This window comes from Proteus hauseri (genome assembly GCF_040139125.1).
In the GTDB taxonomy this organism is placed as follows: Bacteria; Pseudomonadota; Gammaproteobacteria; order Enterobacterales; family Enterobacteriaceae; genus Proteus; species Proteus hauseri_B.
Genome location: NZ_JBEEUB010000002.1, coordinates 205,144 through 221,976 on the forward strand (window position 1 = coordinate 205,144; position 16,833 = coordinate 221,976).

Consider the following 16,833-nt stretch of genomic DNA (forward strand, 5'->3'; position numbering starts at 1 on the left):
GTTAGGCTTTTTTTTTGTGTATATAATCATGATGTGTTAAATAAACTTTAAGATTCTTATTTTTTTAAATAATATATTTCAAAAGCAATGTTGATATATTTAGCTAGCTATAAATTTAATTAAAAGGATTTTAAGATGAATATTTCTAAAAATATAAATTTTTCAGATAATATAAATAAGGTTATATTACAAATAGAGAGTTATATAAAAGAGAATGCAACAGAATTATTTTTCAAGCCAGAATCAGTAAAGCGAGTAATAACGGATAATTATATTTATTATTTGATTACTGAAAATGAACATGTTGCAAATGACTTTTTAACAAAAATAGAGGGGAATTTAACTATATACAATAAAAACACAATAACTAAGAACATTAAAATTATTAAGGACGAAATTAACGGAAGTATAAATAAATTATTTATTAATAGTACAAGGATTTCATTAAGGAAAAATAATAAAATAAAAAAAGAACGTGTAATACCATTAATATCAAATTATATTTCAGGTGTTTATTTTATTAAATCAGGTAATAAAAGTATCTTTTTACAAATTAATAATGAATCAAGTATCTATAAATACATCGATTATAATGGTGAGGTATTTTTATTCCCTAATAAGAAAGAACTAATAAATAAATTGAAATTTTTTATTTCAGATAATGATAAGGATGATTTTTTAAATCTTAAATTTTATAATGAAAGAGAATATATTTATTATTTTGATACCAGTGAAAGCTGGAGGGTAAATAATGAATATATTCTAAATGAACTTATTAATCAAATTAAGTTAAAAAGACAAATTGATATTAATAATGTACTTTCTATTGAATTAAAAGAAAGTTATTCATATAAAAGTGTTTTTATTATTAATGATAAAGTAAATAGAAAAGAAAAAGTATTGCATGTATATACTGCTGATCTTGAAGAGGCTTTTTCAATTGCCAAATCTGAATATAATCAAATAAAGGAAAATGGAGAACAATTAATTTATAAAATAAAAAATGATTGGTACTCAACAAAAATGGAAAGCAGTAGCGTAAAAAGATTTTCACAGTATAAAAATCTTTTAAAACCCCTAGAGAAAATAATGAGTAGGGTGAATTTGATTTCTTCAACAGAAACAAATTATGACTTTAGTCATCTTTATCCTCTTTCTGGATTATGTTATGGATTAAGTTTAAAGTATTTGACGGAAGTAAGAAATAATGGATTAGAAGGCGGAAATCAATATCTAGACTGGCTAAAAAAAAGTGTAGAATATTATTCTAATAGGCAATTAGTATATAATGATAAATTAGATGAGGTAATTTTTAATAGATTACAAGAGTATGGAATATTAAATCTTATCAAAGAAGTGAAAAATATTACTTTTGCACAATTTTATCAATCAGAAAGATTAGGTAATGCAATAAAATATATTATTTATGATTCAGTAAAACAAAATGAATATAGTCAAATAATAAATGATAAAGGACTGGAGCCTATAGAAATAAAAAAGATAGAGTTAAATAAAGAGAATGTAATTAATAAAATTGAAGACATTGTAAAAAAGAATGAGAATTACTACTCAGTGATTGCATTAAAAGATCATGCATTTGCAGTAACTTATAAGCGATACTCCGATAATAATTATAAATTATCACTATTCGATTCAAATAATACTCTTTTAGAATTTAATAATATTGAACCGTTTAAAAAAAGCATAAAGCATAAAATAGATCTTTATGGTGGCGATAAAGATAAAAGAGAAAAATATATTATTTTTGATGAGTATAAAGAGAGTGAAGTTAAAAATTATAGACATGCTAGAGAATATAGCACTATTGAAAATAATAAAGGCATTGCTGACAGTATAAAAAAATTAGGTTTTGGATTACCGTTTAAAGAGGGAGTAATAGGACGAGTTATTCATTATAGTGAGCAAAAAGATCTTATTGTTGAATTAAAAATAGAGAGTAAAATAGTAGAAGTCATTGTAAAGGATACCTATGTAGATAGCGGTATTAATTTAATAAAGCAATATATCGATAAGATCATTGAAAATAATGCAGCAAGTAAAGTGGTTTTAAATAAAACAGATGGTAATATTGATATTTTAGCAGTTGAATTTAATGAAAAAAATGAAATAAAAAAACAAAGTGGTTATGTTGATTTTGATGGTGAATATTATAAAAACCTGCTTGAAATAAATGTTAATTTATTGAACGGTAAAAAAGCGATAGCATTGAGAGAAATAATAAACCATATAAATACTCTAGAAGGTAATGTTTATTTTGAAAAGTTATCAGCAAGTTTTTCTTTAATCAATAAAATAAAACTATTTAATGATGAAAATAAAAAATTATCATTAGTATCAATATTAAGTAAAATAAAAGAGAAACTGGAGGGGAAATTATTTTATGATAAGTTTATATATGGAAAAGATAAATTAATTTCATTGGCTGAAAAAAATAGTTTAGTTGCAGCTAAGTTTTATCAATTAATGAATGCTGAAATTAATGATGAAAATTATGGTATTAGTAATTTTATTTATAATCAAATGATTGAAAGTCCTTATTTAGAATTAGATAAAGAAAGAAGTAAAGGTATTGATGGATATGACTATACAATTGTTTTTAAAAAATATGATAATTATCTTTCTACTATTATAAAAAATATAAATATACCAGAGTTAAAAAATACATTGGTTGTTGATGGGTTAAATGTACTGCATTTAAAAGATAATTATCAAAGTCTATTGGAATATAGAGATGATGAAAACGTCAATAAATTAATTTGTTTGATTGAAAATGAAATTAAACTTAAAAAAGGAGATTTATTAGGATCTTACCGTGAGCTCTATTTTGATTATTTTAAAAATAATAATTTTATAAATAGAATGATTACACATGAAATTAATCAATTAGAATTGTACTATAATAATAGCTATCGTGAACATAATTATAGCTATCACCCTGATAACTTTTATATTGATGAAGATAATGAAAGTTTTTTGTTAAATAGAGCATTAAATGAAAATAAAAACAATATAGATAGTAGCTATTTATTATTTGATGATAGTGTTGAAAATTTAAATTTCTTGTTTAAAGATAATGATTTTTTCTCAAATAAAAATCTCAATAATGTTATTATTGATAGCATCAACAATTTCTATCACGACGATATTATTGCTTATTATTATAATAACGTTAAAAGTGAAAAGTTGGCTAGATATCTTAACGATAAGCCGGAAATAAGCAATCTTCTCGATTATTGTTTAAAAAATAAAATAAGAGTAATCGCTGTAGGTAGAGACGATTATGGGCTCTTTCATCAAGATTTTGTTAAGCAAAAAAATGATATTGAATATTTACAAAATATAATTATAGAAAATCAGTTTCTTAATGAAAAAACACTTATTTTTACTAAAAAAGAGAGGTTGTTGAGCCATCAATATGGAAACTTATTTATTGAAGGAATTGCACAACGATTTAATCTGCCTATTTATCAAGTAATAAATAACCACCTCTCTTTATTAAGGGAATATATTGCTATTAAACCTCAGATTGAACGGCATCATATTGATAAACCATTATTAGCAAGTGCATATCCTTCAAGTGTCATTATAACCGAGGCAGAAGAAGATGATTTTATAAAACACTCTATCAACCAAAAAAACAATATTGAAAATGAAATTTATACAAAAAAGATATATATAATGCTCTCTGATATGTACCCTAATTTTAGAGAAAGTAGTGATTTTTATTTAGGCTACAAAAAGGATATTAGTTCTGTTATCTCTGATTACACATCAAATATGACTATGAATGATATTTTTGAGTATATAAAACTAAATAGAGGCGAGCTTGATTTACAAAAAATAGGTACTATTGTTAGAAAAGTAGATAAAGAAAATAGAGAGAAAAATAAAGAAATATTAAAAAAAGTCTGTGATGAAATAATTGATGGTAAAATATCAATAGAATCTGCTTATCATCGATACTTTTATGAGTTATCTGTTTTTTTTATGTCTAACAATAAAAAAGATATTATAATTAAAATAACACAGGCACTCTATGACCCATTGATTAATAAAAATTTTAATCAATATTTGATCGGAAAAATTGATATAAATAATTGGGAGGAAATTAATAATCTGAGTAGAAAAATTTTAAATTTAACTGAAAAAACAGAGCGGGTCATAGAGCTTATTCATGCAATATATGACAATCCTACCATTTTGAATAAATTAAGCCAATTATCTAAAGACTTACTCGCGTCATTTTTTGATGATAATAGTAAAGGTGTTTTATATCATATATTACTAGATAGTATTTCAACATGTGATAACTATAAAAAAATCATTAATGATTTAAATTATCTTATTGCCTTAAATAAAAATAGTAAAGTTTTTGAGTTATTAACTCCAGCAATGGCATTAGAAAAATCATATGATATAAAAATAGCTAATAAATCTGGTGTGGAAAGTATTTTTGGATTGAAAAATTCACTGGATAGTAGAAAGAATAATAAGATAACTTATAAGTTAATACCTATCTTTAGTTTATATAATGATATCAACTCATCTAATAATATAACAATGCTTTATACAATACTAAAAAATAAGTATAGTCATAATGATATTTTATCTAACTTAATCTTAACAGAAGAGCTATTTCATAATGTGGATTCTAGCCAACTAAATGAAACTCATAGAAAGTATCTATCTTCTTTTGAAAAAGTAATAACTGAATTGTCTAAGTTTGATATTGTTACAGATTACTCCTCTCTGTTAATGTATGGTCATTTATATGATGGTGTCTCTTCATTAACAGATGGGAGTTATCTATTAGATATTGATTCTACATTACAAAAAATAAATATTACAGTTGAACGAACTAGTGATGGTGATATTAAATATAATCTTTTTTCTAATCGGTTTGGTAATATTGAAATAAAAGGGAAAGACAAAAAACAAGCTACTTTAGACTTATTTTCTTATTTAACGAAAACAATAGAGCTAACCACGGTAGAAGGTAATAATCCTCTCGATATTTATCAGTTAAAAGGGGCTATTTACCAAGTGGATCTTTCAGAAGAAAGAGTGCTTAAGTTATTTGATGATTTTATGGTTAACGGTAGGAATATTAATAGTGAGCATAATGACAATGAAAATAAGATTAAAATATCGGATATATCTATTGATAAGAAACTTCTCGCAAAACTTGGCGCGAAAATAAACAATGTAAATATATTGAATGTAGATCTGGATGAAAATGAGAGATGGATGTCAAAATTAACTCTTGATGCAAGAAATCTTAATGATTACTTCTTATCAATTACAGGTGATAAAATAGATAAAGAAGTTATTCTTTTTTTGCATTATTTATTAAATAACAAAAAAGATAAAATAAAAAATATTCTTAATACTAATAGCAACAGAATTGATTATCTTATTGCATCATCACAATTAGCTAAAATTATTGAATTGAATAATAAAAATTACAATAATGATGACTGGAACAGCTTAAGGGATTTCTCATTAAAAACACCCCGCTATATGAAAATAATTAGTAAAATAGGTTATGCTAATATAAGTTATTCAATATGGCAGTCAATTAATTCAACATTTTCGCTAGCCGAACAACTTAATAATCCACAGTTAACATCTCAAGAACGAAAAGAAATTATTACTAACCTTTCTATTATGTGGTCAGAAATGGCTTATAATGGTATTTCTGAGATTATTGAGATTGCCTTAGCTAAGGGGTTATTAAAATATCGAAATAATCCTGCTGCCTTTGCCTCTAAAATAAGTACTCGTGTTGGTATTGGTTTAAATGTTCTTTCTGTTAGTTTTGATATCTATAATGCTTATGATAATTTTCATCGAATATCAGGTGAAAATGATGAAAAGCGGCGTATTGATTATATTGTAAATGGCTCTTTTGCTATTGTGTCAGGGCTTGTGACACTGGGTGTGTCTATCGGCATGCTTGCAGGTTCAACGGTTGCAGGACCGGTTGGTATTGTCGCTGGTATTGTTATTTCTTTGGCAACTTCTATTTATAATGCAGCAAGAGTTATTGAAGAAGCAAAGAAAAAAGTAAGCTTCACAGCACTTGAGGAATTTAATAATGGTTTTCATGTTTTTCTTATGGGAGATTTAACACCAAGTAAAAAAAACGAGGTGGTCTACTTAGAAACCACAAATCAGCTAGAAGAAATGGCAGATGAAAATGCACTAAGTTATTTTAGTGAAATAAAAAAACAGAACAGTAATAGCTATTATTTTTATACCAATGAGAAATATAGTTATGAAGAGCATTATTATTATAAAGTAGTATTAAACTTATTAAATAAAACACTTGATGAAATATTGATTTCTTTGAGTAGTCATATTGTTGAGCGTCTATCTAAAAAGATAGAAAAAGAAGCAGCAGAATATATAGCATCATTCTCTTACCATCTACGAGCTGAAAAAACAGATTATAAGTACTATATTCCTAAAGATGCGATACCTACAGATGAAACACTAATTTTTGATATTGACTTTTATGTAGATGAGTTAAAAAAATATACCTTAGATATTATCTCTGACGATAACTCTCCTGTTTATGATGAAATTATAGATAAGCATTTTCTTGAAAAAATCATATCATCAAAAGAGAATGTCATTAAGGAGTTTGGTAAAGGAAAATTATCAGGTGATATTATAAAATCTAATAATAATAAGACATATTATTTGTTAGATTCAAAAGAGAACGATGAATTTCATTTTAATACCAATAATGGTAATGATATTATTTCTGCACCATTAAAAAGTAAAAATATTTTTAATATTTATAATGGCACAAAACGGCTAAGTGGTGGTAATAACGATGATATGTTTAATCTTTTTGTATCTAAATCACCTAATTATGCTAGTCGTTTTTATGGTAGAGGAGGAAATGATACACTTCGAATTATAAAAACAACCAATAAATATAATGGTTATGATATTAATCTAACACAAAACTATGTAAGATTTAAAAATTCCGAAGATGAAACGAATAGCCAAAATTTCCACTCAAAACTTTTTCTTTATCAAGAAAATAATCATATCTACTCAAAGCATTTAATTGATTCAATGCCTAATGTTCAACTACAAAATAAAAAGGTTATTGCTTATTTGGATCGTATTGAAAATGTAATTGGCAGTGAAACAGGTGATGATATTATTGTTGGAAACCAAGAGGATAATTATCTTAATGGAGTAGGGGCTGTAGATTTTCTTTATGGGTTATCAGGGAATGACACTTTGGTTTTACAAGAAGGTTATGCTGAAGGAGGAGAAGGAAATGATACTTATATCATTAATAAATATTCTTCTGTAAATCCAGAAAATCGAGTTATTGAAATTATTATTAGTGAGAGCAGTAAAGCGGAAACCAGCATTGTTAGATTGAATTATAGTTTTGATGAAATAAAATCGATTTCTCGCAATGGCAAAGATATTTCATTCATTATAAAACGAAAAAATGAAAAAGAAAATTTAGCGGCAGGAATGCTTTATCATTCTATTATTCTTAGAAATGTTTATAAAGATAGTAATGGAGAAGAGTTAGCCCATTGCTATGTATTAACTACCATTGATGGTTTTATGTTAGGTGTTAATGACTATAAAGAAAAAACTGAAGAGGCGCTATATACATTTAGTTATTTAGAAAACTATAACCAAACAGAAGAAAATATTGAGTATCTTTATCTTAATGATATTAATCATTCACTCATGATAAAATATGCTGATTATGATAAAAAAATTAAGTTGATTCCTAAATTAAAATATAGTGGGTTCTCTTCTGGTGAAAATATTAAGTTCAACATTAATAGTAATTATTTAAATAATAAGTATTTTGGTATTACGGCAAACTCTATTATTAAATTAAGTTCTGGTCATGATAACTATCAATTGAAAACGTTTCTCAGTAAAAATAAAAAGGATATTATCGATATATTCCCGCTAGAAAATTCAGATGAATTAATGAAAAATAGCTCATCAACTTTCTTTCTATCTGATGTCAGTGGTTTTGATTTAAAATATGAAAATGATATTTTATCTCATCGTTATAACCCAGATGCTTATTTAAAACTTCATTTTGATAATGCAAGTTCAAACATTATGTTAGATTCTGAACTTATTATTAGGCTGATTGATAAAGATAATATTATTTTTACTTTACCTAATAAATATAACAATCATCGGCTTCTTATGCCAAATTTTAATCTAAATTTAAAAATTAGTTCAAATGATGATGTTTTAATGATACCCAAGGGGATGATATTAAATAAAGAGGCACTGTCTTCTTACTCTATTAGTTCAGCTAACTCTAAGTTATTACCTGTTTTTAATACATTGAATAATAAAATAATGCTTGATCTATTGCCAATATTAGAACTGGAAGAGGGTAATGATATTTTAGTCAACCACAATAATAGCTTCTCAGTGGTTGATGGTGGTAATGGTGATGACCATATTGTGGTTAATAGTGGGCATCATATTCTTATTGCTGGTATGGGAAATGACAATATTAATGCAGGTAGTGGAAATGATTTACTTATTTCTCAATCTGGTGATGATTATTTAAGTGGTGGCGAAGGAGATAATACCTATATTATTCAAAAACGCCAAGGCAACATAACGGTATATGATCAAGGTGAAAATAGTCATATTGTAGTAACAGGATTATCGGCACAAGATAAGCTGATTTCATCGCAAGTAGGTGATGATGTGCAATACCGAACTCAAGATAACCAGTTTGTGTTAACACTAAAAACAGATAAAAAAGCATCTAATCAATCGGTCACCCTTGTTGAAAAGCAAAGCGTACTTTCAACTCAAGCAATTGCTTCTATTATTCATGAAATGGCTCAGTTTAATGAACAACAACTAACCACTATGCAAGGAAGTGAGCTGATTCCTTCATCAACATGGTCGCCACTTTCGTTAGTAACAACTCATTTGTAATGTATTTTTTAACCGTTGATAAAGTAACAGCCCTAAATAAGGCTGTTACTTTTAAATGTAGTGTATATTTTTGATGTGATAAATTTACTTAGCCATAGACTCAGCGCGTTTAAACACTAAGGTATTACCTTCAGACTCTGCTGAGTTAAATTGGTAGCCTTCAAGAGAGAACGATTTCAGTTGTACTTTGCTAGTTAGCTTTTCTTGAATAATAAAACGACTCATTAAACCCCGTGCTTTTTTGGCATAAAAACTAATAACTTTATATTTGCCATTTTTTTCATCAAGAAATACAGGTTTAATAATTTCAGCATTCAGTTTTTTGCTATTAACGGATTTAAAATATTCGTCAGAAGCAAGATTGACGAGGATTTTATCACCTTGCTCTTCGAGTGCTCTGTTTAGGGTATCTGTAATGGTATCTCCCCAAAATTGATAAAGATCTTTACCTTTCTTGTTTTCTAATTTGATACCCATTTCAAGGCGATAAGGTTGCATTAAATCTAATGGGCGCAATACACCATATAAACCAGACAGCATACGTAAATGTTGTTGGGCAAATTGAAAATCATCTTCAGAAAAGTTTTCAGCTTGCATACCAGTATAAACATCACCTTTAAACGCCAAAATTGCTTGGCGAGCATTATCTGGAGTGAAATCGGGGTGCCATTCACCGAAACGAGCCGCGTTTAGACCTGCGAGTTTGTCGCTTATTTTCATTAAACTCGCAATATTATCAGGTGATAATTTTCGACATTCACTAATTAGTTGTTGGGAATATTTCAGCAATTCAGGTTGTGTGAAATGTGTTGTTGCTAAAGGCGATTCGTAATCCAGCGTTTTTGCAGGTGAAATAGTGATTAGCATAATTCCCTCAATTCGTTATTTTAATCAGTAAACAATATAGCAAGTTTTTGTGGTTAATAGGCTAAATTGTAGTGATAGGAAAAAACAATGATTTCTGACTTTAGCGAGTAAAGTTGAGTTATTAATCGATTCAGCTTGTGATTTTCTTCTGTTTTTTTCCGCATTCAATTCGCGAAAACGTTTGGCATTCAAATAATTGCTCTGTATGGATTTAACCATCTTGTAGTGTGAGCAGTCCATGTTATTATCAAAGGATATCCGCAGGTGACTGCAAACAGATTTACCTAGTAGATGAGATAAACAAAATGACCAACAAATTGACTTCTTTGCGTAAGCTGACAACCGTTGTTGCTGACACTGGCGACATCGCGGCAATGAAACTGTATCAGCCACAAGACGCAACTACCAACCCATCTTTAATCCTTAACGCAGCACAAATTCCTGAATATCGTAAGTTAATCGATGAAGCGATTACATGGGCTCGTTCACAAAGCGCTTCTCGTGAACAACAAATTATTGATGCTTGTGACAAACTGGCAGTCAATATCGGTCTGGAAATTTTAAAACTTATTCCTGGTCGTATTTCAACAGAAGTTGACGCTCGTCTGTCTTATGACACCGACGCTTGTATCGAAAAAGCACGTCATCTGATGAAGTTATACAACGATGCAGGTATTAGTAACGACCGTATTCTGATCAAACTGGCTTCAACTTGGCAAGGTATTCGCGCAGCTGAACAGTTAGAAAAAGAAGGTATCAACTGTAACCTGACTTTACTGTTCTCTTTCGCTCAAGCGCGTGCATGTGCTGAAGCAGGCGTTTACCTGATTTCTCCATTTGTTGGTCGTATCATGGATTGGTATAAAGCCAATACAGATAAGAAAGAATTCGCACCAGCAGAAGATCCAGGTGTTATTTCTGTCACTGAAATCTATAACTATTATAAAGAACATGGTTATAACACTGTTGTTATGGGCGCAAGCTTCCGTAACATGGGTGAAATTTTAGAACTTGCAGGTTGTGACCGTTTAACTATTTCTCCATCACTGCTTAAAGAGTTATCAGAAGCTGAAGGTGAAGTTGAACATAAATTAGTGTTCAAAGGTGAAACTAAAGCACGTCCAGCTGCAATTACAGAAGCTCAATTCTACTGGGATCACAATGCAGACCCAATGGCAGTAGACAAACTGTCTGATGGTATTCGCAAGTTTGCTGTTGATCAGGAAAAATTAGAGAAAATGATTGCGGATTTATTATAATCTGTCGTTAAGTTATTATAAAAAACTTTTATACCCACCTTTTATAGGTGGGTATTTTTATTTTTCGCGAGTCAAAATAACATTTAAGCAAATTTTAAGATTAAATTGATTGGAATATATTATTTATCCAGTAATAATTATAAAAATTAATTATTAAAACACTCTATTTATTATTGGTGAATTATGAAAAAACTTGTCTTGGCAACCATGCTTGCATCGCTGTTCTTTAGTGGCATGGCAATGGCAGAAAGTAAAACAGCTTTCTCTTTACCTGCTATTGAAAAAAGTGCTGAAGGTGGAAATGCGGCATCTCAGTATCAACTTGGTATTAAATACGAAAGTGGTGAAGGTGTTGAGCAAGATGCTCAAAAAGCACTGGAGTGGTATACCAAAGCAGCAGAGCAAGGTCACGCTGAAGCTCAGTTAAACTTAGCATTAATGTATGACATGAGTGATGATATCGACCGTGATGCTGAAAAAGCGGTTTATTGGTATAACAAAGCGGCTGTTCAAGGTGTTTCTTTAGCGCAATATAATTTAGCTGTCTCTTTTGATGATGGCGATGGTGTTGAGCAAGATCACGAGAAAGCGGTTTATTGGTATACCAAAGCAGGTGAACAAGGTGATAGCGATGCGCAGTATAACCTTGCTATCTCTTATGATGAAGGTATTGGTGTAGCTCAAGATCACACGAAAGCAGTAGTATGGTATACCAAAGCAGCAGAACAAGGTCATGCTGATGCACAGTATAATCTTGCTGTTTCTTATGATGATGGTGAAGGCGTTGAGCGCGATGGCACCAAAGCTGTATTTTGGTACACCAAAGCTGCAAACCAAGGTAACCGTGATGCACAGAATAACCTTGGCGTAATGTATGACGAAGGCGACGGTGTTGCTAAAGATGCTCGTAAAGCGGTTGAATGGTATAGAAAAGCGGCGTTTCAAGGTAATGGTTTAGCGCAAAATAACCTTGCTTTAAATTACTATTACGGCAAAGGCGTTAAACGTGACCTGAAAGAAGCTTATGCGTGGTTCTCTGTTGCTGTTGAAAATGGCGATGGTGATGAAGCAATGCTAAAACGTACTGCTCGCGCGCTAAATGCGGCACAATTGGCAGAAGCTAAAGCTTTAGCTGCTTCTTATATTGTTAAATATATTGATGAATAATATCTAGTAATATTGTTGGTTAATTGTAGTGGGAGCTAATTAGCTCCCACTTTTGTTTGTATTAATCATCATATAGAACAATGAATCTATCGTGTTCCCATGTTAATATCTGCGCGTTATTTGGCGGTTATTGATTAAATTGAGGTTGATATGAATGAATTACGTATAGGGCTTGTTTCTGTTTCTGATCGTGCATCCAGTGGAGTTTATGAAGATAAAGGGCTTCCTGCATTAGAGGCTTGGCTTAAAGAAGCATTAACCACACCTTTTCATATCGAATCGCGTTTAATCCCTGATGAACAGATAATGATTGAACAAACACTTTGTGAACTTGTTGATGAATCAGGATGCCATTTAGTATTAACAACGGGGGGAACAGGACCTGCTCGTCGTGATGTTACGCCTGATGCAACATTGGCTATCGCAGATAGAGAAATGCCCGGTTTTGGTGAACAAATGCGCCAAATAAGCTTACAGTTTGTACCAACCGCGATTTTATCTCGCCAAGTTGGTGTTATTCGTAATCAAGCTTTAATTTTAAATTTGCCAGGGCAACCAAAAGCGATAGCAGAAACCTTGGAAGGCTTAAAAGATAAAGAAGGCAATGTGATTGTCAGTGGTATTTTTGCCAGCGTACCTTATTGTATTCAGCTATTAGATGGTCCTTATGTTGAAACCAACGAGAGCAAAGTTGTGGCATTTAGACCTAAATCAGCCCGCCGATAAGCAGATACTCTTCTTAATATAAAATTGAGTTCTAACTAAATTGTTTTTATTGCATTAAATCGAAAAGAGTAGGTATCCATTTGATGGCTATTCTTCCGATATTTCTGCTGAAAAAATAAGCGTTTTTTATATTTCTCATAAGCGTTTTTACATGGAATATCCATAAAGTCATCTTATTTCCAGGTGATAAGTTATAAAAATTAATTAAATTTCAATATGTTATATCTATTTCTTACCTTGTTTTTTGTAGTGATAATTTCTTTTTATTTTGATGAAAATTTTAACTTATGTAACTAATTGAAAATTAAGATTTATTTTTTATTGTCAATTTGTGCTTATTATTTTTTTCATATTTTTTTTATTTTTCCCCTTGATGAATGTATTTATGACCCCATCTTCTTTTTCAACTGCAATTACCACTATTGAGTTGCGTTGATTTTATATCCGCTTTGAGATGATGTGCTTAAGTCTTTTATTTATGACTTGAAATAGGGATATTCATCCTCATATAGATTGGTAGTCAAATTGATAAAGAATTCTCTTTGGAGGCGTTTAAATGGGTAAAATTATTGGTATTGACCTGGGTACAACCAACTCTTGTGTTGCTGTAATGGATGGTAAAACTGCCCGGGTTATTGAAAACAGTGAGGGTGATCGTACTACTCCTTCAATCGTTGCTTATGCACAAGATGGTGAAATCTTAGTTGGTCAGCCGGCAAAACGTCAGGCAGTGACTAACCCACAAAATACATTATTTGCCATCAAACGTTTAATTGGTCGTCGTTTTGAAGATGAAGAAGTTCAACGTGACGTTTCTATCATGCCTTACAAAATTGTTAAAGCTGATAACGGCGACGCATGGATTGAAGCGCGTAACGATAAAATGGCTCCACCACAAATTTCTGCTGAAGTATTGAAAAAAATGAAGAAAACAGCAGAAGACTATTTAGGTGAAACTATTACAGAAGCAGTTATTACTGTTCCTGCTTACTTCAACGATGCTCAACGTCAAGCAACTAAAGATGCGGGTCGTATCGCTGGTCTTGAAGTTAAACGTATTATTAACGAACCAACAGCGGCAGCATTAGCTTACGGTTTAGACCGCGAAGTGGGTAACCGCACTATCGCTGTTTATGACTTAGGTGGTGGTACATTCGATATCTCTATCATCGAAATAGATGAAGTTGATGGCGAAAAAACATATGAAGTTCTCTCTACCAATGGTGATACCCACTTAGGTGGTGAAGACTTTGATAGCCGTTTAATTAACTATTTAGTAGATGAATTTAAGAAAGAGCAAGGCATCGATCTGCGTAATGATCCATTAGCGATGCAACGTCTGAAAGAAGCAGCAGAAAAAGCGAAAATCGAATTATCTTCTGCGCAACAAACAGATGTAAACTTGCCTTATGTTACCGCTGATGCAACAGGTCCTAAACATTTAAATATCAAAGTAACTCGTGCAAAACTGGAATCTTTAGTTGAAGATTTAGTTAAACGTTCAATGGAACCTGTACGTGTTGCATTAGAAGATGCAGGTCTGAAAGTTAGCGAAGTAAACGATGTTATTCTGGTTGGTGGGCAAACTCGTATGCCTATGGTTCAGAAAACTGTTGCTGATTTCTTTGGTAAAGAACCACGTAAAGATGTTAACCCAGATGAAGCAGTTGCAATGGGTGCAGCAGTTCAAGGCGGTGTATTAGCAGGGGATGTAACTGACGTTCTGTTACTTGATGTAACTCCACTGTCTTTAGGTATCGAAACAATGGGTGGCGTAATGACGTCCCTGATTGCGAAAAATACCACGATCCCAACTAAACATAGCCAAGTATTCTCAACTGCTGAAGATAACCAATCCGCTGTAACTATTCATGTGTTACAAGGTGAGCGTAAACGTGCTGGCGATAACAAATCACTGGGTCAATTTAATCTAGATGGTATTCAATCTGCACCACGTGGTATGCCACAAATTGAAGTGACTTTTGATATCGATGCTGATGGTATCTTGCATGTATCTGCGAAAGATAAAAATAGCGGTCGTGAACAAAATATCACTATTAAAGCATCTTCAGGTTTGAATGAAGAAGAAATTCAAAAAATGGTACGTGATGCAGAAGCAAACGCTGAAGCAGACCGTAAATTTGAAGAATTAGTTCAAATTCGTAACCAAGCAGACCAATTAATTCATGGTACTCGTAAGCAAATTGAAGAAGCTGGCGATAAATTACCAGCTACAGATAAAGAAGCTATCGAGAAAGCGGTTAGTGAATTAGATATCGCATCTAAAGGCGAAGATAAAGACGCTATCGAAGCAAAAATCAAAACATTAGTTGAAGCTTCTGAAAAACTGCTAGAAATCGCACAGCAACAAGCTCAAGCAGGTAATGCTGCGGGTGGCGCAGAAGCAAGTGCGAAGAAAGACGATGATGTTGTCGATGCAGAGTTCGAAGAAGTCGACGGTAAAGATAAGAAATAATGCCCTTCACGGGCCGCGGTAACTCATAAATGAATAGTTACTGATACCGAGCACGGGCGTCGAGGAAACTCAACGCCCGTGTGCTTATGTTAAGGGTAAACGAGTATGGCTAAGAGAGATTATTACGAAATTCTTGGTGTGGCGAAATCCGCAGACGAGAAAGAAATTAAACGTGCATATAAGCGCCTAGCGATGAAGTATCACCCAGATAGAAACCAAGGTGATAAAGAGTCAGAAGCTAAATTTAAAGAAATCAAAGAAGCTTACGAAATTTTAAATGATGCACAAAAACGTGCTGCTTATGATCAATACGGACATGCCGCTTTCGAGCAAGGTGGTTTCGGTGGTCAAGGCGGTGGTGGTTTTGGTGGTGGCGCTGATTTCGGTGATATCTTTGGTGATGTTTTTGGCGATATCTTTGGTGGTGGTCGTCGTCAACAACGTGCTGCACGCGGCTCTGATCTACAATACAACATGGAATTAACGCTGGAAGAAGCGGTTCGTGGTGTAAGTAAAGAAATTCGCATACCAACACTAGAAACGTGCGATAAGTGCCATGGTAGTGGTGCTAAAGAAGGCACATCAGCAGAAACATGTTCGACATGTCATGGTGCAGGTCAGGTTCATTTACGTCAAGGTTTCTTCACCGTACAACAAGCGTGTCCGACTTGTCATGGTCGTGGGAAAATTATCAAAGAGCCTTGCTCTAAATGTCATGGTGATGGCCGCGTTGAACGTTATAAAACCTTATCAGTTAAAATACCAGCAGGGGTTGATACTGGCGACCGCATCCGCTTAAGTGGTGAAGGTGAAGCTGGTGAACACGGCGCACCTTCAGGTGATTTATATGTGCAGGTTCATGTTCGCCAACATAATATTTTTGAACGCGATGGGAATGATCTCTATTGTGAAGTACCAATTAACTTCGCAATAGCTGCACTTGGTGGTGAAATTGAAGTCCCTACTCTTGATGGACGTGTGAAGTTAAAAATTCCAGCAGAAACTCAAACTGGAAAAATGTTCCGCATGAAAGGCAAGGGTGTGAAATCAGTTCGTAGCAGCGCTATTGGCGACTTAATGTGTCGTGTAGTTGTTGAGACACCCGTTAAACTAAATGAGAAACAAAAAGAGTTGATGCAACAACTTGGTGAGTCATTTGGTGGTAAGAGCGGTGAAAAAAATACACCACGCTCTAAAAGCTTTTTAGATGGCGTGAAGAAGTTCTTTGATGATCTAACAAAGTAATTTCTACTTAAATTTAATATTAAAAAAGCCTGATGGTATGCTGTTTAGCTATAATCATCAGGCTTTTTCTCTTTTTTATCAGTGATATTTTTGTTGTTATTCAAG

Annotated in this window: 7 protein-coding genes; 6 read left to right on the forward strand and 1 reads right to left on the reverse strand. The window is 31.8% G+C overall.

Features of this window, described 5'->3' with window-relative positions; genetic code table 11:
* Nucleotides 1-135 precede the first annotated feature (135 nt).
* Entirely contained in the window at nucleotides 136-8,988 is an 8,853-nt protein-coding gene (locus ABN099_RS04030; protein WP_349462407.1) for a calcium-binding protein, read from the forward strand.
* An 84-nt stretch (nucleotides 8,989-9,072) separates the two neighbouring features.
* Here the strand turns inward: ABN099_RS04030 and yaaA are convergent, their stop codons facing one another.
* The gene (gene yaaA / locus ABN099_RS04035) at nucleotides 9,073-9,855 is read right to left on the reverse strand and encodes a peroxide stress protein YaaA (protein ID WP_349462408.1); all 783 of its coding nucleotides are present in this window, start codon (nucleotides 9,853-9,855) and stop codon (nucleotides 9,073-9,075) included.
* A gap of 305 nt (nucleotides 9,856-10,160) precedes the next feature.
* Here yaaA and tal point away from each other — a divergent pair, with 305 nt between their 5' ends.
* The 5 genes from tal (at nucleotide 10,161) to dnaJ (ending at nucleotide 16,728) form a co-directional block, all read left to right on the forward strand.
* Nucleotides 10,161-11,114, forward strand: a complete 954-nt coding sequence (gene tal, locus ABN099_RS04040; protein WP_349462409.1) for a transaldolase — start codon at nucleotides 10,161-10,163, stop codon at nucleotides 11,112-11,114.
* A 183-nt stretch (nucleotides 11,115-11,297) separates the two neighbouring features.
* A complete protein-coding gene (locus tag ABN099_RS04045) occupies nucleotides 11,298-12,281 on the forward strand; it encodes a tetratricopeptide repeat protein (protein ID WP_349462410.1) in 984 nt (327 codons plus the stop codon).
* 150 nt (nucleotides 12,282-12,431) lie between these two features.
* Nucleotides 12,432-13,007: a molybdopterin adenylyltransferase gene (gene mog / locus ABN099_RS04050; protein ID WP_349462411.1), complete on the forward strand. Its 576-nt coding sequence runs from the start codon at nucleotides 12,432-12,434 to the stop codon at nucleotides 13,005-13,007.
* Nucleotides 13,008-13,563: 556 nt separating this feature from the next.
* Nucleotides 13,564-15,483 (forward strand): molecular chaperone DnaK, encoded by a 1,920-nt coding sequence (gene dnaK, locus ABN099_RS04055; protein WP_349462412.1) that lies wholly within the window; start codon nucleotides 13,564-13,566, stop codon nucleotides 15,481-15,483.
* A 105-nt stretch (nucleotides 15,484-15,588) separates the two neighbouring features.
* On the forward strand, nucleotides 15,589-16,728 hold the full coding sequence (dnaJ, locus tag ABN099_RS04060) for a molecular chaperone DnaJ (RefSeq protein ID WP_349462413.1): 1,140 nt from the start codon (nucleotides 15,589-15,591) through the stop codon (nucleotides 16,726-16,728).
* The last annotated feature ends 105 nt before the right edge of the window (nucleotides 16,729-16,833 follow it).

Excerpts from the sequence above, each read along its gene's own strand:
- ABN099_RS04030 (WP_349462407.1), top strand. The coding sequence starts at position 136 with ATGAATATTTCTAAAAATATAAATTTTTCAGATAATATAAATAAGGTT.
- yaaA (WP_349462408.1), bottom strand. The coding sequence starts at position 9,855 with ATGCTAATCACTATTTCACCTGCAAAAACGCTGGATTACGAATCGCCT.
- tal (WP_349462409.1), top strand. The coding sequence starts at position 10,161 with ATGACCAACAAATTGACTTCTTTGCGTAAGCTGACAACCGTTGTTGCT.
- ABN099_RS04045 (WP_349462410.1), top strand. The coding sequence starts at position 11,298 with ATGAAAAAACTTGTCTTGGCAACCATGCTTGCATCGCTGTTCTTTAGT.
- mog (WP_349462411.1), top strand. The coding sequence starts at position 12,432 with ATGAATGAATTACGTATAGGGCTTGTTTCTGTTTCTGATCGTGCATCC.
- dnaK (WP_349462412.1), top strand. The coding sequence starts at position 13,564 with ATGGGTAAAATTATTGGTATTGACCTGGGTACAACCAACTCTTGTGTT.
- dnaJ (WP_349462413.1), top strand. The coding sequence starts at position 15,589 with ATGGCTAAGAGAGATTATTACGAAATTCTTGGTGTGGCGAAATCCGCA.